Source organism: Thermovibrio guaymasensis (genome assembly GCF_003633715.1).
GTDB lineage: Bacteria > Aquificota > Aquificia > Desulfurobacteriales > Desulfurobacteriaceae > Thermovibrio > Thermovibrio guaymasensis.
Genome location: NZ_RBIE01000001.1, coordinates 867,773 through 890,582, shown reverse-complemented (window position 1 = coordinate 890,582; position 22,810 = coordinate 867,773). Strand labels below are relative to the sequence as shown.

The 22,810-nt window shown below is 39.5% G+C and carries 22 protein-coding genes and 1 pseudogene; 20 read left to right on the top strand and 3 right to left on the bottom strand.

The window, feature by feature from the left end:
• The first annotated feature begins 15 nt into the window (after positions 1-15).
• From pseI to C7457_RS04505, 20 genes are all read left to right on the top strand, one after another.
• A complete protein-coding gene (gene pseI, locus C7457_RS04595) occupies positions 16-1,068 on the top strand; it encodes a pseudaminic acid synthase (RefSeq protein ID WP_121170443.1) in 1,053 nt (350 codons plus the stop codon).
• Positions 1,069-1,084: 16 nt separating this feature from the next.
• Positions 1,085-2,968 carry a motility associated factor glycosyltransferase family protein gene (locus tag C7457_RS04590; protein WP_121170441.1) on the top strand — a complete coding sequence of 628 codons (1,884 nt, stop codon included), beginning with the start codon at positions 1,085-1,087 and terminating at the stop codon, positions 2,966-2,968.
• 56 nt (positions 2,969-3,024) lie between these two features.
• Positions 3,025-4,536, top strand: a complete 1,512-nt coding sequence (locus C7457_RS08935) for a flagellin N-terminal helical domain-containing protein (RefSeq protein WP_121170439.1) — start codon at positions 3,025-3,027, stop codon at positions 4,534-4,536.
• A gap of 52 nt (positions 4,537-4,588) precedes the next feature.
• Positions 4,589-4,954 (top strand): flagellar protein FlaG, encoded by a 366-nt coding sequence (locus C7457_RS04580; RefSeq protein ID WP_121170437.1) that lies wholly within the window; start codon positions 4,589-4,591, stop codon positions 4,952-4,954.
• A gap of 9 nt (positions 4,955-4,963) precedes the next feature.
• Positions 4,964-6,295, top strand: coding sequence for a flagellar filament capping protein FliD (gene fliD, locus C7457_RS04575; RefSeq protein ID WP_121170435.1), 1,332 nt, complete (start codon positions 4,964-4,966; stop codon positions 6,293-6,295).
• Positions 6,296-6,309: 14 nt separating this feature from the next.
• The gene (fliS, locus tag C7457_RS04570; RefSeq protein WP_121170433.1) at positions 6,310-6,681 is read left to right on the top strand and encodes a flagellar export chaperone FliS; all 372 of its coding nucleotides are present in this window, start codon (positions 6,310-6,312) and stop codon (positions 6,679-6,681) included.
• Positions 6,662-6,949, top strand: a complete 288-nt coding sequence (locus tag C7457_RS04565; protein ID WP_121170431.1) for a hypothetical protein — start codon at positions 6,662-6,664, stop codon at positions 6,947-6,949. Before fliS ends, C7457_RS04565 begins: the two co-directional genes overlap by 20 nt.
• Entirely contained in the window at positions 6,912-7,547 is a 636-nt protein-coding gene (gene bioD, locus C7457_RS04560; RefSeq protein ID WP_121170429.1) for a dethiobiotin synthase, read from the top strand. Before C7457_RS04565 ends, bioD begins: the two co-directional genes overlap by 38 nt.
• 64 nt (positions 7,548-7,611) lie before the next feature.
• The gene (locus C7457_RS04555) at positions 7,612-8,829 is read left to right on the top strand and encodes a cytochrome c peroxidase (protein WP_121170427.1); all 1,218 of its coding nucleotides are present in this window, start codon (positions 7,612-7,614) and stop codon (positions 8,827-8,829) included.
• Between the two features lie 38 nt (positions 8,830-8,867).
• Positions 8,868-9,425, top strand: a complete 558-nt coding sequence (locus C7457_RS04550) for a metallophosphoesterase (RefSeq protein WP_121170425.1) — start codon at positions 8,868-8,870, stop codon at positions 9,423-9,425.
• The gene (locus C7457_RS04545) at positions 9,419-9,886 is read left to right on the top strand and encodes a KdsC family phosphatase (protein ID WP_121170423.1); all 468 of its coding nucleotides are present in this window, start codon (positions 9,419-9,421) and stop codon (positions 9,884-9,886) included. The genes C7457_RS04550 and C7457_RS04545 overlap by 7 nt, the downstream gene beginning before the upstream one ends.
• Positions 9,883-10,407, top strand: a complete 525-nt coding sequence (gene lptC / locus C7457_RS04540) for an LPS export ABC transporter periplasmic protein LptC (protein WP_121170421.1) — start codon at positions 9,883-9,885, stop codon at positions 10,405-10,407. Before C7457_RS04545 ends, lptC begins: the two co-directional genes overlap by 4 nt.
• A 1-nt stretch (position 10,408) precedes the next feature.
• Complete coding sequence (lptA, locus tag C7457_RS04535) at positions 10,409-10,894, top strand: lipopolysaccharide transport periplasmic protein LptA (protein ID WP_121170419.1); 486 nt, start codon at positions 10,409-10,411, stop codon at positions 10,892-10,894.
• Positions 10,872-11,612: an LPS export ABC transporter ATP-binding protein gene (lptB, locus tag C7457_RS04530; RefSeq protein ID WP_121170416.1), complete on the top strand. Its 741-nt coding sequence runs from the start codon at positions 10,872-10,874 to the stop codon at positions 11,610-11,612. Before lptA ends, lptB begins: the two co-directional genes overlap by 23 nt.
• 175 nt (positions 11,613-11,787) lie before the next feature.
• Complete coding sequence (locus C7457_RS04525) at positions 11,788-12,060, top strand: hypothetical protein (RefSeq protein ID WP_121170414.1); 273 nt, start codon at positions 11,788-11,790, stop codon at positions 12,058-12,060.
• Positions 12,057-15,572 (top strand): pilus assembly protein, encoded by a 3,516-nt coding sequence (locus C7457_RS08770; protein ID WP_170137352.1) that lies wholly within the window; start codon positions 12,057-12,059, stop codon positions 15,570-15,572. Before C7457_RS04525 ends, C7457_RS08770 begins: the two co-directional genes overlap by 4 nt.
• Before the next feature lies 1 nt (position 15,573).
• The gene (locus C7457_RS04520) at positions 15,574-16,014 is read left to right on the top strand and encodes a pilus assembly FimT family protein (protein ID WP_170137351.1); all 441 of its coding nucleotides are present in this window, start codon (positions 15,574-15,576) and stop codon (positions 16,012-16,014) included.
• On the top strand, positions 16,005-16,427 hold the full coding sequence (locus tag C7457_RS04515; RefSeq protein ID WP_121170410.1) for a type IV pilus modification PilV family protein: 423 nt from the start codon (positions 16,005-16,007) through the stop codon (positions 16,425-16,427). Before C7457_RS04520 ends, C7457_RS04515 begins: the two co-directional genes overlap by 10 nt.
• Complete coding sequence (locus C7457_RS04510; RefSeq protein ID WP_121170408.1) at positions 16,424-17,383, top strand: prepilin-type N-terminal cleavage/methylation domain-containing protein; 960 nt, start codon at positions 16,424-16,426, stop codon at positions 17,381-17,383. The genes C7457_RS04515 and C7457_RS04510 overlap by 4 nt, the downstream gene beginning before the upstream one ends.
• A gap of 8 nt (positions 17,384-17,391) precedes the next feature.
• A complete protein-coding gene (locus tag C7457_RS04505) occupies positions 17,392-17,811 on the top strand; it encodes a hypothetical protein (RefSeq protein WP_121170406.1) in 420 nt (139 codons plus the stop codon).
• A 1-nt stretch (position 17,812) separates the two neighbouring features.
• Here C7457_RS04505 and serS read toward each other — a convergent pair whose 3' ends face one another.
• The 3 genes and pseudogenes from serS to C7457_RS09015 all read right to left on the bottom strand — a co-directional run.
• Entirely contained in the window at positions 17,813-19,090 is a 1,278-nt protein-coding gene (gene serS / locus C7457_RS04500; RefSeq protein WP_121170404.1) for a serine--tRNA ligase, read from the bottom strand.
• Position 19,091: 1 nt separating this feature from the next.
• On the bottom strand, positions 19,092-22,619 hold the full coding sequence (gene gyrA / locus C7457_RS04495) for a DNA gyrase subunit A (protein ID WP_425480005.1): 3,528 nt from the start codon (positions 22,617-22,619) through the stop codon (positions 19,092-19,094).
• A pseudogene (locus C7457_RS09015) lies at positions 22,596-22,775 on the bottom strand (DNA gyrase subunit A); the annotation flags it as partial. The pseudogene C7457_RS09015 and the gene gyrA, both read right to left, overlap by 24 nt.
• Positions 22,776-22,810: the final 35 nt, after the last annotated feature.

Sequence of the window (22,810 nt, the reverse complement as noted above, 5' to 3'; positions counted from 1 at the left end):
ACAAAGGAGGATAAAGTGCAGAAGGAAATAAGAATTGGAAAGAAAATAGTTTCTTTTAACGGTCCTACTTTTATTGTAGCAGAACTTTCAGCGAACCATAAACAGGACATAGAATTGGCTAAAGATACTATTTATGCTATAAAAGAATCCGGAGCAGATGCGGTTAAACTTCAAACATATACTCCAGATACTATAACTATAGACTGTAAGAACCAATTTTTTCAAATTACTGGTGGCACTTTGTGGGATGGAAGGACTCTTTATGAGCTTTATCAAGAAGCTTACACTCCGTGGGAATGGCATTACGAATTAAAGGAATTAGCTGAAAAACTAGGATTAGTTTTTTTCTCTACTCCTTTTGATAAAACTGCCGTAGATTTCTTAGAGGGGTTAGATGTTCCTGCGTATAAAATTGCTTCTTATGAAATAACGGATATTCCTCTCATAGAGTATGTTGCTTCAAAAGGTAAGCCTATTTTGATTTCTACGGGAGTGGCCACTCTCTGTGATATTCAAGAAGCAGTTGAAGCTTGTAAAAGAGTTGGTAATGACCAGATGATTCTTTTAAAGTGTGTTTCAGCTTATCCTACTTCTTTGGAAGATGTAAACTTGAAGACAATTCCTAACATGATAGAAACTTTTGGTTGTATAGTAGGACTTTCGGATCATACTTTAGGAATTTCTGTGCCAATTGCTGCAGTAGCTTTAGGAGCGAAAGTAATAGAAAAGCATTTTATTTTATCCAAGGATTTAGATACTCCGGATAAAGCATTTTCTCTTACGCCTGATGAGTTCAAGGAAATGGTGAAAGCTATAAGGGAGGTGGAAATAGCTTTAGGAAAAGTTTCTTACGAGCTTAGTGATAGTATGAAGGAAGCTAGGAAGTATGCTAGGTCGTTATTTGTTGTTAAGGATGTTAAAGCTGGAGAAGTTTTTACAGAGGAAAACGTTAGATCTGTAAGGCCTGCAGGTGGATTACATCCTCGGTTCTTAAAGGAGGTGATAGGTAAGAAAGCGAAGGTTAATATAAAAAAAGGAACTCCTTTAAATTGGAATATGATAGATTAATTTTAGGAGTGTAATAATGAATCCAGTTGTTCTGCGTAAAAATTTGAGCTTATTGGCAAGTTTTAATCCTGCATTTGTAAAAAAACTGTCAATGTATATTGAGAATGGTTCTCTAGAAGGGCTTTTTCTAAGAGATGAGAAGAATGACTACACTCTGATATATAAAGGACAGAGATTTGTAAATTTAAAGCAAACAGCTCTAGGTCTTTTGGATAAAGAAGATTCTTTGGGCTTAATTCATAAGCCGTTTGTAGTTGAAGGGCCCGTTTCGAAGATACTGAGGGACTTAAAAAATAAGTTCACCACTCTTTCTATGTCAAGGAAAAAATTTGTTAGAAAGCTTGATTCTTTAATTGTTCTCGGGACTTTCCCTTTTTTTCATATATCCAATCTTAAAAAAAAATTTCCTAAGTTAGAACATGTAATTGTTATTGAACCGCGTCCTGAGTTTATTTATTTATTTTTAGGTTTGATAGATTTAGAAAAGATACTGCTCCAAATTCCGAATTTTTCTCTTTATATTGATTTTTCGGTTGCAGAGCCTAAGATTACGGAGATAATAAATTTACGTCCTTTTAGTGCCTACTTTAAATCTTATGAGAGCAAAGAGCTTAAAGAAATTGAGAATAGCTTGAAAGATATTTATGAAAAGTTACTCTTGTCTTCTTTACCGGAGAACATTGTTAATGCGGCTTTGTCCCTGAGAAAAAACATTGTAAATTCTAGAAATGAATTTTTGTTAGATGTAGAACTTCCTGCTAAAGAGACAAAGGTTTTTTTTATTGGTTCAGGACCTTCTGTTGATAAAGCTTTGCCGTTATTGAAGGAGATTCAGAAGAAACATTTAGTTGTTGCTTTAGGATCTGCTATAAAACCTTTACTTATGGAGGGAGTTCTTCCAGATATTAATGTAGCTATAGATCCTATGAAAAATATGGATAAGGTTTTTCTAAGGGAAGTAACTAATAAAGGAGCTTTGAGGGAAGTTCTATTCTTCGGTTCTCCGGAAGTAGATAGGAATTACATAAATAAATTTGAAGGAGGAAGGGGATTTTTCTTCGGATTGGGAAGATTTGCAAATATGTTCAGTCTATCTGAAAGCATTTCTGCTCCGCTTTTCCCATCACCTACTGTGCTTAATTTTGCTTTTGATTTCTTTGTAAGGCTTGGTTTTAGAAAATTCGTTCTGGTTGGTGTAGATTTGGGAACTAAGATAGAGGATAGATTGCACTCTAGGTTTTATACGGATTTTGATAAGTACATCCTTTCGGAAAGACAGGGTAAGTGGCTTAAAGGAAACTTTGGCGGGGAAGTTTGGGCTCCTGCTGACTTTTATATGTCAAAGAAGGTATTTGAGGAACAGATTTCGTTTTATAAAGAGAAATACCCAAATTTTTACGTTATTAATACATCAGATGGAGTTTTTATTGATGGAACAGTTTCTATAACCTTAGACGAGGTTACTTCATCTTTAGAAAATTCAGAAAAGCCTAAGGAAATAGTTTTAAGTTCCTTTAGAAATTATTTTAAATCCATTAGCAAAATGGAGATTCAAGTTAAACGGAGTTTTAAAGAAGAGTTAAATGAGATTCTTTTAAGCTTAAACTCTTGGCAAAAAATGTTGAATAAGTTTTCAAAAAAAGGGGATTTGGAAGCTTTAGTTAAATCGTTTGAATTATTAATGACCCTTGCCTCTTCTGATTTTTTTAAATTTATTCTCCTTGATAATATGGCTTACCATGTTTATTTGATTCTTGTTAGGTATGTTCTACTATTTGATATGGAAGCAAAAAACTTTTTCTCTAATTTGGAATATAAAGAAAGAGAGAGGCTAGCGAGCTATATCTACCATTCTCTTTTTTCTATGTTTCAAGCTTTAGGAAAGTTGGCAAAAGTCTAAAAAAATTGAGGCTGGTTCCGATAATGCTAATAAAACCACAGTAAAGGAGGTATGAAATGGCTCTGAGGATTAACTACAATTATCAAGCAGATTTTACCCATGTAAACTTATTAAAAACAGAGAGGAACCTTAATACTGCATTAGAAAGGCTGTCTACAGGTTATAGGATTAACTCAGCTAAAGATGACGCTGCTGGGTTGTTTATTGCTGATCAACTTAAGCTTGTTGCAAACGCCCTTGATCAGGGTGTAAGAAACGCTCAAGATGGTATCTCTGCCTCTCAAATAGCTGAATCTTCTTTATCGCAGATTTATGACAAGCTTGTAACGATCTATACAAAAGCTTCACAGGCTGCTAGTGATACAAATGATGCTAATGAAAGGAACGCTCTTCAGGAGGATATTAACAAGCTTGTTGATGCTATTGACAGGATAGCGTCAAGTTCTGAGTTTAACGGAATAAAGCTGTTAGATGGAAGTTTCCAGGATATGGCTATCCATTACGGAGCTAGAGCCCAACAAACTCTTACAATATCAATAGATAGTGCAAAGGCTGACGATTTAGGTGCTTTTATGCTTAACGGTCAGGGAGGGAAAGTTTCAGATGCTTCAAAGAGCTATGCTAATTTGTTAACTGCTAATACTGGTTATGCGTATAATAGCAGCAACGATACAGTAAAAATAGAAGGTGTAGACTTATCAGGAGCCTTTAATGATGGTGGAGCAGTAGATGCAAAGGCCTTAGCAGATTACATTAACAGTTCTGAAGAGCTAAAAGAAAAGGGAATAGAAGCTATGGCTTTCAATAAGAGCGTTGCCGATACCAACTTCTCAGATATTTCTGTTGGTACAAGTGGTTTAACTATCAAGTTTTACATAGGTAACAAAAACGGAAGCAGTGCGGATATTACTTTAAGTTACGCTTCAGGAACTACTCTTACTTTGGATAAACTAATCGCTGATATTAACTCAGCAGCTCAAAACGCAGGTGTTGAGCTAACAGCTTCAAAAAGCGGAGAAAGGTTAGTCCTTTCTACTGATGGAAGTACTATTGGATTAGAGGTTGTAGCGGGTTCAGGTACTACTGTTGATTTATCGACTTTATTGGAAGGAGCAACAGGAAGCGTTTCTGGTGGTACTGGTTCTGCTATGAAAGTGGGAGATCTTAAAGTCTTGTCTTCAAATTCTTTCGGTTGGGATGTTACAGGAATTGAGGCTGGTCTAGGAGTAAGTGCTGTTAGTACTTCGGAATTGCAGAAACTTACGGATCTGAAAGTTACTTCTAATGAAGATGCAGAAATTTCAATAAAGGTGGTAGATATAGCTATTAAGAAAGTAGATAATATGAGAGCAAAGTTAGGTTCAATTCAACAGAACCTTCAGGCTATTATTGATAACAACAACTTTGCAGCTACTCAAACTAGAGAAGCTGAATCAAGAATTAGAAACGTAGACTTTGCTAAGGAGATGGCTGAGTTCACAAGGTATCAGACTCTTATGCAGTCTGGTATGGCTATGCTGGCTCAGGCCAACCAGCTTCCTCAGCTTGTCCTTCAGCTTCTCAGGTAATAACTTAAAGGGGGGATTTAATCCCCCCTTTAATTAATTTTAAGAGGTAGAAATGGAAGTAAAACAGGTTGCTAATCTTCAGGCTTCCATTCAGATGAACCTTCAGAGTACTGATGTTAATCAAATTCAAAACGTAAGAAATAGTTCACAGCAGCAAAATTCCCAAGTAGATTTAGCTAAAGAGCTGGAGAAGAGTCCGGAAGTTTTAGAGAAGTTAGTAGAGGAGCTTAAAAAAAAGCTCTCTATGCTCAATACCCAACTTCAAATAACTATAGATAAAGATACGGACATTACTGTTGTAAAGGTAATAGATAAACAGACTAATAAAGTGATTAGGCAAATTCCACCTGAGTATGTTTTAAAAATAGCCAAATATTTAGATGAAATAGCGGGCCTTTTACTTCAAGAAAAAGCTTAAGGGGAAATAATGGCTGGAGAATTTTATATTAGTGGTTTAGCTTCAGATTTTGATTATCAGGCTTATTTGGATAAAATGCGCGAGCTTAAAATGTTACCAGTTCGGCAGCTCCAGCACAACGAGCAACTTTTATTAGCGAAAAAGCAGGCAATTTCTCAGGTTCATTCTTTACTGAAAGACCTTTTAGATAAAGCAACTTCTTTAGAAAATCCAGACATTTACAATACAATTTCAGTCTCTTCCAGTGATACTTCTGTGGTAACTGCTACTGTTGATGGCAATCCTGTAAAAGGTACTTACAAAGTAGAAGTCAACCAACTAGCTCAAGCAAATACTTACAAAGTTGGAACTTTGGAACCTATTAAGGATTTAGACTCTCCTATAACTAAAGATGGTTCATTAATAATAAAATATCTGGATGACGGTGAAGAGAAAACATTAAAAGTTGATTATAATGGAAAGTCGTTAAGGGAAATTGCTGATGAAATTAACGCTTCTGGCCGCATTAAAGCTACTGTTATAAATCTAGGAACTTCCGATTCTCCCGACTACCAGCTTTTAATAACTTCAGAAAAGACGGGGTTAAACAATAGAATTACTGGTATAGACGATACTTTAGACAATAACGGGATTTTCAGTGAGAGTTCAGATGATACTTACGAAACTATAAGCGCTCAGGATGCTAAATTTTTTCTCAATGGAGTAGAGTTTACTTCCTCCGTTAATGATGGAATAGAGGTTGTAGATGGCTTGTCTATCTCCCTTAAGGGGAAAGGAACTGCTGATTTAACAGTTACAGAGGACTTTTCTTCCCTTAAGTCAGCCTTAGAGGATTTTCTTAAAGCATACAACGATTTAAAGAATGGTTTAGATTCTCTAACGGCTAAGGGAGCTCCTTTAGAGGGAGAGTATTCTCTTTACTCAATTACCTCTTTTCTTTTCCGGGAGATATCTACACAGCTTGGTTCTTTAGGTTTAATAGAGGCTGTAGGAACAGTTGAGGATACAAAAGGTAACTTAGCTTTAAATAGTGAGGCCTTTGATTCTTTCGTTAAGAATCCGGAAATTTTTGACAAGATTAAATCCTTGGCTGATACGGTAGAGAACTACTTAAACGCTTATGATGTTTCTTTTACCAGACAGGAAAATGTTATTTCTGAGCGAATTGATTCAATAGAAAGCCGGATATCCTTTATGAAAGATATGATAAATAAAGAACTTGAAATGGAAAGGTTAAGGTTTGCACGCCTTGAAACTTACCTTTCTAATATGAAGTCCTTACAGACTAGGATAGAGGCTTTTGCATCTTCTTTATCTCAACAAACTAACAAAAAGGGTTAGTTAAGGAGGCAACTTTGAATCCGTACTTGAAGGCGTACACTTCTTTAGACTCGGAACCTTCTTCAAAAGAGGAGTTATTAGTTGAAGTTTACGAAAGGCTTTTGGAAAAGTTAAGATTGGCTATTTTAGCCATAAAAGAAGGTAACGTTAAACAGAAGGCTGAGATTCTATCAAAAGTGACTGATGTTATTGTTATTTTAAAGGCTTCTTTGGACATGGAAAATGGGGGAGAAATAGCAAAGAGCTTAGATGCAGTTTATGCATTTTGCTTAGATAGACTTTTAAGAGCAAATGCTCATAACGATTCCAAGCCTTTAGAAGAGATTATAGAAGTTTTAACTCCCGTTTATGAAGGATTTAAGGAAGTTGTCCAGAAGAAAGGTTGAAGAGATTTTAAAAGAGCATCTTGAAAAGATTTCTCAAGGAGAACTTTCCGAAAAAGATTTGGATTTGCTTTTAGAAGAACTTGAGTTGATTTCGAAAGATCTTGACTTATTAGAATTGAGAGAAAACGAAATTGTCTCTATAAAGTCTTTGATTTCAAGTATTATTAATCTTGTTGAAAAGGAGCTATCCCGTTTGGAATCTGAAATATCAAAGAAGGAAAAAGGCTTAAATGCGCACAAAGTCTATATGCTTCATTACAGGGACTGATACAGGCGTAGGGAAGACTTACTTTAGTTTTTCCCTGATAAAAGCTCTAAAAAAACTTGGCGTTGATGCTGTTGGCTTTAAGCCTGTTGAAACAGGTTGCCAGCCTTCGTGTCAGGATGCAGAGCTCCTTTCCAAAGCCTCTGGAGTTTACCTAAAGCCTGTTTATTCCCTTAAAACTCCTGCTGCTCCCTCTGTTGCTGCCGATGTTGAGGGAGTAAAGATTAACGTTGATAAAATAAAGGAGCTAATCCTTAAGCTCTCAAAACGCTATCCCTTCCTTTTAGTTGAGGGGGCTGGGGGGCTTATGGTACCGATAAACTGGAACTACCTCTACCTTGACTTGGTTAAGGAGCTCTCCCTTCCCGTTCTAATTGTTGCTCTTAACAGACTTGGAGTTATAAACCATACTCTTTTAACTGTTAAAGTTTGTCTAGATGAAGGCGTTAGGGTTGAGGGCGTTATCTTAAATTCCTGCGGAAAGGAAGATGATAGTTTTAGAAGTAACTATGAAAGTTTAAAAAAGCTCCTTGACCTTCCGGTCTATCCCTTCTCGCGTCCTGAAGATGCCACTTCTATTGCCCTCTCCCTCCTTAGTTGAAAATTTCTTGCAAAAGAACTATACTTTTTATTAGAAACTCTTGGCTCTTTAAAAGGAGGGAGAAATGAAAAAACTTTTAACTATTCTGACGGGTGTCATGTTAATCGGTTCCTCTGCAAGTGCAGGTGTTTGGGAAACAAACTGTGCCGGATGTCACAACGGCGTTCTTGCTCCAGAAAAAGAAAAACTTCTAAAGAAATATGAAACTTCTTCTGAGTTTATCTCAGCCGCTAGGAAGGCCGTAAAGGAAGGTAAAATGCCTCGGGGTCTTGGTATTAGAAGGGCCGCTTCGGAGCTCTACGGAAAGTCCTCTATTGGTAAGAAGGCACTTAGAGAAACTGCTGACTCTTCAAAGGATCCTTACGCTAAGTACAAGAAGTTCTTTACCCCCCTTCCAGCACTTCCGCCAATTCCGGCCGATAACCCTTTAACTCCCGAAAAGGTTAAACTCGGTAAGATGCTCTACTACGACCCGAGGCTTTCAAGGAGTAAAGTCATCTCCTGTAATACCTGTCACAACTTGGCCCTCGGTGGAGATGATAACGTTAAGTCCTCCATAGGCCATGAGTGGAAAACTGGAGGAAGGAACGCTCCTACAACTCTAAATGCCGGCTTCTTGAGAGTTCAGTTCTGGGATGGTAGAGCTCCTACTCTGGAGGAACAGGCAAAGGGTCCACTTCAGGCTCACGTTGAAATGAACTCAACTCCTGAAATAGTTGTTAGGAGGTTAAAGGCTATTCCAGAGTACGTTGAGCTGTTTAAGAAAGCCTTTCCAAACGATCCAGATCCCGTTAACTTCACAAACGTAGTCAAGGCCATTGCAGCCTTTGAAAGGACACTTACAACTCCAAACTCTCCTTTCCAGAGGTATCTACTGGGAGATGAAAGTGCCCTTACAAAAGAACAGAAGGAGGGCATGAAGCTGTTTGTTAAGTACGGATGTACTGCTTGTCACAACGGTCCGGTTCTCTCAGACGGCCAGTTCCATAAATTTAAGTGGAATAAGGACCTTGGAAGGTATAAAGTAACTAAGAAAGCCTCAGATAAGTACATGTTCAGAACTGCTCAGCTTTTAAACGTCGGTGTGACTGCTCCTTACTTCCACGACGGTTCTGTCAACAGTCTGGAAGAGGCCGTTAAGATTATGGCCGAGAAAGAACTAGGTAAGAAGTTAATAGACTCTGAAGCTAAGAAGATTGCGGACTTCCTCCGTTCAATGACAGGGGAAGTTCCCCTCCAGGCAAGGGTTCTTCCTCAACTTCCAGGTAATAATCCAGAGTAATCTTCCTTTGGGGGCTCTGCCCCCTTATAATTTCTCTTATGAACTACTTTATAGCTGACTGCCACTTCTTTCATTCAAATATCCTTAAGCTAAATCCATTAAAGAGAAGGAAAGGGTTTGAGGACGTAATATTAGAAAACTTACGGGCTGTTTTAACTGAAGATGATGCTTTATACGTAATTGGTGATTTTGCCTGGAAGTTGCCAGAAGGTTTCCTTGAAAAGTGGAGCTTCATTCCGGGAAGGAAATTTTTAATAAAGGGCAACCACGACTGGTGGTTTAGAGAGGAGGAACTTTACCTTTTCTTTGAAGAGGTCTACGATTTTTCCTATCTTTTGGAAGTTAGAGGAAAAAGGGTTCTCCTTTGCCACTTTCCCTCAAAAGACTTAAGGACTTACAGATACACTGAACTTCAGGAAAGAGTTACCAGAGAGCTTAAGGAGAATAACTGTTCCCTTTTAGTCCACGGCCACGTCCACTGGAACCCTTACGGGGTATTCTGTGGATGTCACCTCAATTGTGTAAAATGCATTAACGTAAACGTTGAGTTTACGGGCTTTAGACCAGTTTCAGAGGAGGAGCTCCCCCTATGGTAAAGCTCTTAATCCTTGACGTAGATGGAGTTTTAACTGATGGAACTATTACCTACGATCCCTTTGGAAGGGAAGTTAAGTTCTTTAATACGAAGGACGGGTACGGAATTGTTAGAGCAATAAAAGAAGGTTTAATTGTCTCAGTAGTTAGCGGAAGGTACTCATGGCAGGTTGAAAAGAGGTGCAGGGAACTTGGAGTAACGGAGCTCTATCAAGGAGTCTCAGATAAAGAGGAAATTTACCTACATTTAAAGAAGAAGTACTCTTTAAGTGATTCAGAGGTTGCTGCCATGGGGGATGATCTTCCCGATATCCCCATTTTAAAGAAGGTTGGAATTTCTGGAGCTCCAGCAGATGCAGTTCCTCAGGTTAAGGTGATTGTTGACTTTGTCTCCCGTAAGGAGGGAGGAAAGGGAGCCGTAAGGGAGTTTATTGACTACCTGTTGAACAGAGAAGAGGAATGAATAGAAGCTTCTTTTATAAAGTTGCTTTGGTCTTGGTTGCTCTTTCTCTCGTTCCTCTGGTTATTTTCCTCTCAAGGAGAGAGGGTCCTCCAAAGAAGATTTCAGTAAAAGTTCACCAAAGGCAGACTGTAGAGAACTTTGTATTAAACTCTACAGGTGAGGAGAAGTGGGTTTTAAAGTCCCCTTTGGCGGTTTTTAAGGAGAGGAACTTGATTGAGCTTCAATCTCCGGTTTTGAAGGTTTTCAGGGATCCGCCTATAGTGATTGAGGCTGAAAGGGCCCTCTTTGATAGGGAAAAAGGAGAGTTAAGGGTAGTGAAAGTCAAGCTAAAAAGCGGTCAGCTCTTTGGAGCTTCTCAGGAAGGTACTTACTTTGTAGGTAGGGAGTTCTTTACTACCAATTCGGGCTGTTTTATAAAGATTAGAAGTTCTACAACCACTGGGAAGAACTGTACTCTAAAGTTTAAAGAGAGAGAGGTTATAATCTCGCAGGACGTAAGAACTTTGATAGATGGGGAGTAAGATGAAGAGATTGATAATCGTACTTCTTCTTGTATTTACCTGCTTTAATCCCTCTTTTGCTCAAAGAGGAAAGCCAAAACTTCCGGTAGTTATAGAGGCCCAGAAACTAACTTATAACGATGTCCAAAAGAGGGCAGTTTATGTAGGGAACGTTGTAGCCCAACACGGTAAGACGATTCTTAACGGAGATAAGTTAATAATTTACTTTACAAAGGACGGGAAGGAGATTAAGAAGATAGTAGTCATGGGAAACATTCATATAAAGAGTGAAAAGGGAGAGGGGTGGTGTGACCAGTTGGTTTACTACCCAGCTCAGGAGAAAGCAGTTCTTATTGGTAACGCCAAGCTTAAGCAGGGGAAAAACATTCTCGTTGGAGACAGAATTGTTGCCTATAAGAGCGGAAGGGTAGAGGTAGTTGGTCAGAAGAGGAGAGTTAAAACCGTAATCTTCCCTGAGGAGAAAGGTGGAGAAAGTAAGAGACCTTAACCTTTTAAAGGCTGAAGGTATTACAAAGGTTTACGGAAGGAGAAAAGTAGTTGACAACGTTAGTGTTGAGGTTTTTGAGGGAGAGGTTGTGGGTCTTCTTGGCCCAAACGGTGCAGGTAAAACAACTACATTTTACTGTATAGTTGGGCTCGTAAAGGCTGATGGAGGTAAGGTTTTTATTGGTGAGGAAGAGATTACAAACGACCCTACCTACGTAAGGGCCAGAAAAGGGATTTCTTACCTCCCTCAAGAACCTTCAATTTTCAGGAAACTAACGGTTGAAGAGAACATAAGGGCTATCCTTGAGATGTACGATTATTCAGAGAAGGAAATTGAAGAGAGGACGAACTGGCTTCTTAATAGGTTTAACATCTACGCCTTGAGGAAACAAAAGGCTGCTTCCCTCTCTGGTGGTGAGAGGAGGAGGTTGGAGATAGCTAGAGCTCTGACCATAAACCCTAAGTTTCTCCTTCTTGATGAGCCCTTTGCAGGTATAGATCCTATAGCTGTTGCAGATATTCAAGGACTCATCAAAGAACTTAAAGAGATGGACATAGGGATTCTCATAACCGATCACAACGTTAGAGAGACTCTGAGAATAGTAGATAAAGTTTACATAATAGCTCACGGAAGAGTGGTAGCTTCTGGTAGTCCTGAAAAGGTAGCAAATCAAGAAATAGTTAAAAGGATATACTTAGGCGAAGACTTTTCTCTTTAAGTTTAGATATCCGTTATTTGCCGTGTTATATCCTGTGTTCCTTTCAAGCCTAACGCTTAAGCTATATAGTTCTGACTGATAGATTAACCTGGAGGATGGAAGTTTTCCCAGAAAGAGGAACTTATGGTAAAACTAAAAATGAGATTATTTTGTAGATATCGATGATGGAGGGAACGTGAAGAAAAAGTTATTTGTTATCAGTTTCCTACTAGTGCTCTTTTCATTCTTAACTTATGCTGATGCTAAAGTTCTTGAGGGAATGGTTTTATCTATTACAGGAAAGGAAGTTGTCATTGCTACAAAGGATGGAAAGAAAGAAGTTTTTTATCTTTCACCCTCTATGAAAGGCAACAAAAAGAAAACTTTTCTAAGACCTGGATGCATCATTCTTTTTAAGGTTAAAGGTAAGTTTTTAAAAGAAATAAAGCTTAAAAGGGTTCCGCAATGAGGAAGGTACTTTTTATAGTTTTACAACTAATTGTGATGTTTCTAATTTTCCCTAATGCTACAAAGGCAGATATGAAAAGTTACTGTTCAATTCCTCCTTTTGCATATGTGTCAGTTCCTCCTAACGTATTAATAATTCTTGATAACTCAGGGAGTATGTACGAGTTTGCTTATAAGGATAGTTATGATCCTAACCGCAGATATTACGGTTATTTTGATCCTGATAAGAAGTATGCTTATGCCTATAAAAGGAATTGGCGTGATGGGTATTTTTATGAATCCTCCAGCGGTAGCTGGAGCGGCAATTTTCTCAATTGGCTTACTATGAGGAGAATTGATGTAGCAAAGAAAGTTTTGGTTGGAGGCGATTATACTTCTTATGGTTCAGGGTACATGTTGAATTTGATTGATGATCCTGATAGAGACTTGAGGAGAAGTTGGGGTAGGTATAGGTACTATTTTTATCCTTCTCATTGGTGGTGGGGGGGAAGGATTTATTCTATGAGAGTTTATGATACGGTTAGTCATACTAGTAGGTATTATCGCCTAAGGGTTTTTGTTAATAAAAAGCCAGAAGGTGTAATTCAAAAAACTTGGACGAAAGTTAGGTATGGAGTTATGGTTTTCAATAAGTATGGTAATCGTTATGAAGATGGCTATTGGGGTAGGGATGGGGGACGTATAATTTATTATATTAATGGCCTTGGAGAAGACAATAAATTAATTAAGGTAATTCAAAGTGTAAGACCAAGGACTTGGACTCCCCTTGCAGAGACTTACTATGAGGCTATTCGTTACTTTGAGGCTGAAGTTTCTGCCTACAACCGTGAAGACTACTCTGATAATGATCCAATTCAGTATCGGTGTCAGAAAAACTTTGTTATTCTGATTACTGATGGGGAATCTACCAAAGATATGAATTTACCAGGAACTTGTTTTGGTAGAGGAACAGTAAGAGATTCCAAGTTTAATATTAAAGAGTGGATGGATAAAATTGCCTCAAATGAAGGTTATTCCTCTCAGTACTGTAGAAGAGCAAATTGGGGAGATGGTACTTACTATCTTGAGGGAGTAGCTTACTATTCCCACGTTTCTGATTTAAGAGAAGACTTTAAAGGAATGCAAAATCTTACTCTGTATGACGTTTTTGTTTTTGACGAATCACCCGTAGGAAGAGAGCTCCTTCAAAAAGCCGCAAAGTACGGCGGATTTGATGATTTTAACGGTAACAGTATTCCGGATGAGCGGGCAGAGTGGGATAAAAACGGTGACGGTATTCCTGATAACTATTATGAGGCCCAAGATGGTTATAAAATAGAACAGGCAATAGAGGAAGTTATAGAAGAAATTATAAAAAGGGCTTCAGGAACCTCAGCTTCCATTCTTCCTGAGAAAGCTAAAAGGGGTACTGTTCTTTATCAATCTGTCTTTTACCACAAGAAGAGTTTTGGTGTTCATAACCTTAAGTGGATAGGGTATCTCTACACGTGGTGGTTTCTCAATACGAAGAAAAGCCAGAATGTAAGAGAGGATACAAAAGCAGATAAAGTCCTTGAGATTCTTGAAGATAGAATTCTTGATTGGTATCTTGATGAAGATACTGGAACTTTGATCATTAAAGCCTATTCTAGTAAACCAAGTGGTGAACCCGATACTCTTGTAGCCTCCTATAGCTCTTTTGATGATACAACCCCTCTGTGGGAAGGAGGAGAAATTCTTGCTTTTACATCTGCAGACAGTAGAGTTATCTTTACTACTGATGGGGAGAGGCTTATTCCTTTTAATAGGGCTCATGAGTATGAGTTTAGTTCTTATCTTGGTTCAACTTACAATTTTCCTTCTTGTCTTAGGGAAAGTGTAGACAGCTTAATTGAGTACGTTAGGGGTAAACATATTGACGGCTGTAGAGATAGGAGATTTGATGATTCTGGAAATGTCTGGAAGCTAGGAGATATTGTTTATTCCTCTCCAACAGTTGTTCATTATGAAAATTACGACGTAGTCTTCGTTGGGGCTAACGACGGTATGCTTCACGCCTTTAAGGTCGGTTACGTTAAGAAACTTGCAAATAGCGCTACACCTTTGAGGCTTCAGGACTCTTCAACGGAAACAACCTATGATACATTAGGGCATGAACTTTGGGCTTTTATTCCCAAAAGCGTTCTTTCCTATCTTAGGTATCTTGCAAATCCGGATTACTGTCATATTTACTACGTTGATTTAAGACCTTTCAGCTATAAACTTGATGAAAATGGAGATGGGGTTTCGGACAGGGTAATTCTCATAGGTGGAATGAGGTTAGGAGGAGGAGTTGATTGTTCAACTTCTGGTTGCTCTATGGATAACTGTGTAAGTCCTCCTAATGACTCTTCAGGAATCGGCTACTCTTCTTATTTTGCCCTTGACGTTACTGACCCTGAGAATCCTAAGTTACTTTGGGAATTTACCGATTCTAACCTCGGTTTTACCTATAGTGGTCCCAGTATCGTTAAGAAAGGGTCTAATTATTACCTAGTTTTTGCAAGTGGCCCTACAACCTATAAGGGCGATTCGTGTAAGGAACTTAGGTTTTTTGTTGTTAACCTCCTCACAGGTAAACTTGAAGCAGAAATTCCTTCTGGCGAGTACGGTTCTTTTGGAGGGCGACTTTTCAAAGAGGGCTACGATTTTAACGGTGACGGAGATACCGATTATCTCTTTATAGGTTTTTCAAGGAATTTCTCAGGCTCGTGGGTTGGTGGTTTAGCCATTCTTGACACTAGGGATAGTGTTCCCTCTAACTGGACTGTCACTATAATAGATTCAGTTAAGGATGTTTCTAAAAATGCCTATTTTACTTTAGGGCCGATTACTGCTAAAGTAGTTGTAAATGAGTGCTTTGAGAAACCATATCTTTATTTTGGAACGGGAAAGTGGTTTTATAAGACAGAGGAAAGTTCAGGAATTGAGAGGTTCTTTGGTTTACCTCTTAACTGTAATGCTACTGGCTGTACAGTTGTAACTGATGTTGTAAATGCTACAAATTCATCTAACTCTGATAACGTTTGTACTAAGCTTAATTCAGGAAATAGAGTAGGTTGGTACGTTAACCTAAATACTGGTGATGTAGGATACCTAGCAGAGAGGGTAATTACGGATCCAACTGAGACAAACTTAAACGTCGTTATGTTTACCACTATTGAGCCTACTTCTGACGTTTGTGGTTTCGGTGGGCGTTCAAGAATGTGGCTTCTCAACTGTGCAACTGGAGGCAGTGTAACTCAGGAGTGTAAAAACTTTAAAGTAGATTCTTTTATAGGGACCGTTCTCCTTCAGCTTTCAGGTGCCAATATTCAAGAGATTTCAATTAAATGGACGGGTAATCCTTCGAGTAGCAATGTTTCATCTATCTTGTCGGAGGAGGGGGCTAGAGCAACTGCCTGGTTTACTGGAATTGCTCCAGAAACTGCCCCTCCTTTTATCAAACCGGGGAAAGGTCTTTCAGGTAAATTACTTCTTTGGTTGGAGAGGTAACTTGAGAAAAGCTTTTACTCTGTTTGAGTTAATTATTGTCATAGTTATAATGACTGTTTTGCTTACTTTAGGGTATTCCAGTTATACGAAGTGGCAAAAAAAGATTAAGGTTGAGAGTGCTACTAAAAGAGTATACTCTGAGATTGAGTATCAGAGAATGAGAGCTTTCAGCCAAAAGTTAAGACTTAAGGTTGTTGCTTCCGATAAAGAACTAATAGTTATTAACTTGGATGATCCAAGTGATAAAAAAGTAATAAAGTTGGGGGTTCCTTTTTCTGGAACTGTTAAAATTGACGAGAAAGGCCTTCTCAGTTCATCTTCTATAGTTTATGAAGGAGATTTGAACCTTCATCCCTCTGTAAGCTGTGTAGTAACCAATGGTGTTAGAGTAAGAATGGGGAAAACCTACGTAGATTCTAGAGGTAGAAGGAAGTGTCGTTAGAAAAGAGAGAAGGATTTACCATTATAGAGACCCTTATAGCTCTTGCGATTTCTACTATAGTTTTTTTGGGACTACTTGCGACACTTCTTTATGCTAAAAAATACAATATGTCTAAGGCTTGTCAGTACGAAGCTGTTAGAATACTTCACGAAAAGCTAGAGGAACTGGCTAAAATGGATTATGCGGAAGTAACTTCCGAGCTTAATAATGGAGCTACTAACTGTCAAGATGCCCTTAGAAAGAATTATATTACTAGGTACATTGGAAACCTTAAAGTTAAATATGGCCTTTATTACGATATAAACGAAAATACGGATTTACAGCTAAAGAGAATTAATCTGGAAGTCTGCTGGAAGTATCAAGGTAAATTTCATCATGTTTCTGGAACTACTGTTATTAGGAATAAAGAATGAGAAAAGCCTTTACTTTAATTGAACTTTTAATTGTTCTAGTAATAACTCTGTTGCTCCTTTCTGCAATATACTTGGGCTATATTTCTTTATTTAAAAATTTCCTGAAACAGACTACTATTTCAACAGTGCAGATAGAGAGTAGTGTAGGATTAGAAGTTCTACGTCAAGATGTAGAGCACGCCGGCTATGGAATTGGCTTGAACGAGTCCACCCTCCCTATAAGAACAGAGGTTGACTCTTCAGGAAGTTATCATCTTAAAATCCATTCAACCTACAATACTTCAAATGACCAGACTAGAGGATGGGCTCTTGTTAATTGCACTGGAATTGGAATGCCTCCTGACCAACTAGCTCCTGATAGTTCCTCTGAACCTTTTCCTTCTAATAAAGCTGTTTTCATGGACCTTACCGGTGATGTAGTTAATGGCTATACAAACTTTGCTTGTCCTGATGCTGGCTACTATCTGGCTTATCCTGTACCAAAGATAAGACTACGCTCTGGAGAAAAATTTGTCTGTACAAATCAAGCTTGTGTTGAGATTGAATACTACTTGTATAACACCTCTTCTAAGAATCCTTTATGTCCCGATTTACCATCACTTGGTAGAAAAGTTTCCTGGAAAGTTCGTAATGGAAGGACCGTTGGGCACCTGTACCCTATCCTTGACTGTGTTGCCGATTTTAAAGTGAGGTATGACTGGGGTAATAGAGCCTACGTTGATCCTGTAACTGACAGTGCCATTGTTGGTGCCTCTTCTGCTGATGAGAGGGAAAACCTGAAAGTTGTTCATATTTACTTATTAATCAGAGAAGGTAAATACGATCCTAATTATACTTTTACTGGTAATACAAGTATTGATGGAGTTAACCTTAATCTTCCTTCGTCTCCCGATTCTCTCCACTATAGATGGAAGGTTATTAAGCTTTCTATTGAACCTATGAACTTGATAAAGTAGAGGTTTGTATGAACTATAGGGATGCTAGAAAAGGAATAGCTCTTTTAACAGTTTTGATTTTGGCAACTATAGCCCTTGCTTTTACTGGAGTAATGCTTTACCTCGTTACAGCGGGAATAAAAATAACGGGAATAGAAACCCGATATACCTCATCCCTTGAAGTAGCTAAAGGAGTTTCAAATTACCTGATGCAACTTATGAATGAGGATAAGCTTTGTGGTTATTACGTTAATTGTAACGTTTTCAACGCTCCTATAAACTTGGGAAGTTATTCAAACTTTGGAGATTATCAAGCTACTGCGGTTCTTTTAAGAAAGTTGGACGACCCCGAAACTGGGGCCTCAGTTTATGCTATTGAAGTAAAAGTTACTAATAAAAATGTCCCAGCTGAAAAAGCAATCGTAGATTTCGTTTACGAGGTAGAGTAGTTTAGTTAAGAATGTCTACCTTTAGATAATCTCTCAGAACTTCCGGTACTACTACAGTACCATCCTTCTGCTGGTACTGCTCAAGTATTGCTATTACCGTTCTACCAACGGCCAGTCCTGAGCCGTTGAGGGTATGCACTAAACGGGTTTTACCGTTCTTATCTCTAAAGCGTATTCTTGCCCTCCTTGCCTGGAAGTCTTCACAGTTTGAACAGGAAGAGATTTCCCTGTACCTGTTTTGAGATGGTATCCAGACCTCTATGTCGTAGGTTTTTGCGGCTGAAAATCCAAGGTCTCCGGTGCACAGCTCCACTACTCTATAGTGGAGGCCGAGGAGCTGGAGGACCTTTTCCGCTTCCCTTACAAGCTTCTCAAGTTCTTCGTAGGACTTTTCGGGATGGACAATTTTTACCAGTTCAACTTTGTTAAACTGGTGAAGCCTCATTATCCCCCTTACATCCCTTCCGTGGGCTCCTGCTTCCCTTCTAAAGCAAGGGGTGTATGCGGTGTAGTACTTGGGGAGCTCTTTCTCAGGGATAATCTCATCAGCGTGGAGGTTTGTAAGTGGAACTTCTGCAGTTGGAATTAGCCAAAGGTCTTCATTTTCAATTTTATATAGGTCCTCTTCAAACTTTGGAAGCTGTCCCGTTCCTGTCATAGTCTTTGTGTTAACTAGAAATGGAGGAATTATCTCTTCGTATCCGTGTTCAGTTGTATGGAGGTCAAGCATGAAGTTTATGAGGGCTCTCTCTAATTTCGCTCCCCACTTTTTGTAGACTACGAACCTTGAACCGGCGAGTTTTGTAGCTCTCTTAAAATCAAGAATCCCCAGTTTTTCTGCTATCTCCCAGTGGGGTAGCGGTTCAAAGTCAAACTTCGGCTTCTCTCCCCAAACCCTTACTACTACGTTGTCCTCTTCATCTTCTCCGACTGGAACCGAAGGGTGTGGAGGGTTGGGAATTGAAAGAATTAGGCGGTTGAATCTTTCCTCAACCTCTTTTAGTTCCCTTTCAAGCCTTTTAACTCTCTCTGATATCTCCTCAACTTCTGCCTTTATTGAAAGGGCTTCTTCTCTCTTTCCCTCTTTAAAGAGAGTTCCAATCTCCTTTGAGAGCTTATTCCTCTTTGCCTGAAGACCTTCTATCTCAGTTAAGAGCTCCCTCCTTTCCCTGTCAACAGTTAGCAGTTCATCCACCATTTCGGCGTAAACCTTATCGCGGCGGGCTAGGAGCTCCTTTATCCTTTCTGGTTCCCTTCTAAGAAGCTTTATATCAATCACTTTACTCCTCCCTTTCATCTTCTTGGACTTTAGAGACTGAAACTACTACGTCATCTTCAGCAAGTTTTTGAATTCTCACTCCCCTTGTGTGTCTACCGTAGATTGGAATGTCTCCACTGTTTACCCTTATCAGTTTCCCCTTCTTTGATACGAGAATTATAGGCTCTTCATCCTTCAAAGTAAGGGCATCGGCGACTTTTCCGGTCTTATCTGAAATTTTTGTTGCAATTACACCCTTTCCACCTCTCCTCTGAAGGGGAAACTCTGAAATGAGAACCCTCTTACCGTAACCTTTCTCTAGGACAATCAGTAAGTACTTATCGTCCGGTTCTACCATTGTTGCAGAAACTACAGAGTCGTTTTCATCTAAAAGGATTCCCCTCACTCCCCTTGCACCCCTTCCCATCTGCCTTACGTCCTGAACGTGGAACCTAATTGCCCTTCCGTTCTTTGAGATGAGCATAACGTTATCCTTCTCTCCGGAAAGCCCTACGTAAACAAGCCTATCTCCAGGTTCTAAAGAGATTGCAGTTATTCCTGTTGACCTAGGATTGGAGAACTCTTTCAGAGGAGTCCTCTTAACGTAACCCTTCTGCGTAACGAAGAAGATATCCTTACTTTCCGAAAAGTCCTTAACAGGAATAATCCTTGAGACAATTTCGTTTCCTGACATTCCTGGAAGGAAGTTCCTTATAGACTGTCCCCTAGAACTACGTTCAGTTTTCGGTATTTCGTAAGCTTTAAGCCAATAAACTTTACCCTGGTTTGTAAATATTAGGAGGTAGTCCTTTGAGGAGGCAGTTATGACGTCCTTTACAAAGTCTCCTTCCCTTGTCCTTATTCCTCTCACTCCCCTTCCGCTTCTACCCTGAGTTCTGTAGGTGCTTGCGGAAGTTCTGGCAACAAAACCTTTGTGGGTTAAGAAGATGACTACTTCTTCCTCCTCTATCATTGACTCTATGTCTATTTCACTCTCTTTTGAAACTATTGAGGTTCTCCTATCATCTCCAAACTTCTCCACTATCTCATCCATATCTTCCTTAATTAATCTCTTCTGCTCTTCGTAATCCTCAAGAAGGAATCTCAAGTACTCGGCCTCTTTAGTTAACTTCTCGTGTTCCTCTTTGAGCTTGTCCCTTTCAAGACCGGTTAGTCTCTGGAGTTTCATGTCAAGGATCGCCTTACCCTGACTCTCTGAAAGGCCAAACTCGGCAGATAGCTTCTCCATAGCCTCTTGAGGGTTCTGTGCACCTTTAACAATCGCAACTACCCTATCTATTTTCTCAAGTGCTTTAAGGAGGCCCTCAAGTATGTGAAGGCGCGCTTCTGTTTTCTTGAGCTGGTATGCAGCCCTCCTTAAGATCACTTCCCTTCTAAATTCAATGAACTCCTCTAGATACCTCTTTAAGTTGAGGAGCTTAGGTTCACCCTTTACTAAGGCAATGAAGTTGAAACCGAAGTTTGTCTGAAGGGGAGTGAACTTGTAGAGTTTATTGAGGACTACTTGAGGAGTTGCGTCTCTCTTAAGTTCAATTACTACCCTGATTCCTTCCCTGTCTGATTCGTCCCTTATGTCGGCTATTCCGTCAACTTTCTTCTCTTTAACAAGATCGGCAATCTTCTTTATGAGGTCGGCTTTGTTTACCTGGTAGGGGAGCTCCGTTATTACTATTGCAGTTCTCCTTTTGAGTTCCTCTATCTTGTGCTTAGCCCTTATTGTTATGCTTCCCCTTCCGCTCTTGTATATCTTTGGAAGGGCTTCTGGGTTAATTATCTCTGCTCCCGTCGGGAAATCCGGACCTTTTATGAATTTAAGGAGTTCCTCTGTTGTAGCTTCAGGGTGGTCAACAAGGTACTTAACTGCTTGGCATACCTCTTTTATGTTGTGGGGAGGAACGTTCGTTGCCATTCCAACGGCAATTCCTGCTGCTCCATTAACTAAAAGATTTGGAAACCTTGCAGGGAGGACTTCTGGTTCCTCTAAACTTCCGTCAAAGTTAGGCCTAAAGTTAACTGTATCCTTCTCAATATCCTTTAGGAGTTCCACTGCAACTTTTGAAAGCCTTGCCTCCGTGTAGCGCATTGCAGCTGCTGAGTCGCCGTCTATTGAACCGAAGTTCCCCTGTCCCTCAATTAAGGGGTACCTCATTGAAAAGTCCTGAGCCATCCTTACCAGTGCATCGTAAACTGCAGTATCACCGTGTGGGTGGAATTTACCAAGGCAGTTGTGGGAAACTATCCCGTTTGCTATGAATTCATGTTCTTCCTCTACCTGAATGTCGTAGGTAACTTCGGGAGGGAGCTCTCTAACTTCTTCAACCCTATCAAAGAACCAGTTAAGGTCTAATGTGTCTTTTAGGAGTTCTTCAAGCTCTGAACCTATTAACTCTGCCTTTTGCAGAATTCCTAGCTCCGTTATAGAGCTCCTGTAGAGTCTAAAATCTTCCTTCAACTTCTTGTGGTAGCGGAGTTTTGACCCGTCCTTGTACTTGAGGCCGTACCTAACCTTTTGACCTTTCCTTCCTAAGTACCAGCCTCCTCCAAGGTGTTTTTGAGAGAATTCCTCCAAGATAAGCTTTCCGACGAAGGGAACTTCTTCGCTGGAGCACCTTTTAAACTTTCCCAATTTAATGCCTTCAAACTTTAGAGCTTTAACGGGGGCTTTGGAAAGCTCTTTTACGAAGTTGCCAGTAATTTCTAGCCTGTAGATCTGATGTTTCCCTACTGCTACTTTACCCTTTTTGGGCTGGCTGGTGTAAAGCCTTGAAGGTATTCCTATGGCGAAAAGGAGGATTTGGAGTTCTTCAGCAAGTTTCTTAGATGTTGTGGTTATAACTATTACGTTTCTGTCTTTGTGAACGAAGCCATCGCTGTCTATTAAACCTGAAACAAAGGAGAGGATAACCTCCCTTTTTGAGAGGAAAAGCCACTGAGGTATTGACTTTATGGTGGACGAAACCTCAGGAGTACATTCAAAAATTTCCATTAGTCTTTTCGTTCCCCTTGAAGAGACCCTGACTGTAGAGCCTGAACCTTTCGGTTCAATTCCTATTTTCTTTAGAGTTTTCCTTACCCTCTCTACTGCTTCAGGAAGAGTTTTTATTGAAAGGCCAAAGCGGTGATAACCTCTTTTATCCTTCTCAATCCAGCCGTCTCCGATAAAAAGACCCGTTAAATAGGCAATTTCCTCATCAAGGATAACATTACCCAGCCTTTTGTAAGGAAGGTTTTCCGGGTATGCAGATCGCAGTAGCAGTACATCGCCCTTTTGTAGTTTCTTAGCCTCTTTCCACTCTACCTTTCCCTTGGAAGTTAGAACTTTAAACATTTGTCCCGGTGTACACTTAACCGAAAGACCGTTTTTTAGCCTTATCTCCCTTAGAGGTTGGGGCGGCATTACGTAGAGTTCTTTTACCGTCTTGATGCCTTTTGAAGTGTAAACCTCGTCTCCAACCCTTAGATCCTCAACGTTTACCAGACCAGTAGGAGTGGAAACCTTCGTTCCTTTAACAAAGCATTCCCCGACTATTCTTGCACTCTTCTTAAAGGGTTTATCGGGTATTAAACCGAGCTGGTACATTGAGTAGAGGATTCTCCTGTGGACCGGCTTTAAGCCGTCCCTAACGTCTGGAAGGGCCCTACCTACGATTACGCTCATGGCGTAGTCAAGGTAGGACTGTTTCATTTCGTCTTCTATGGGAACTTGAATTACTCTCTCCA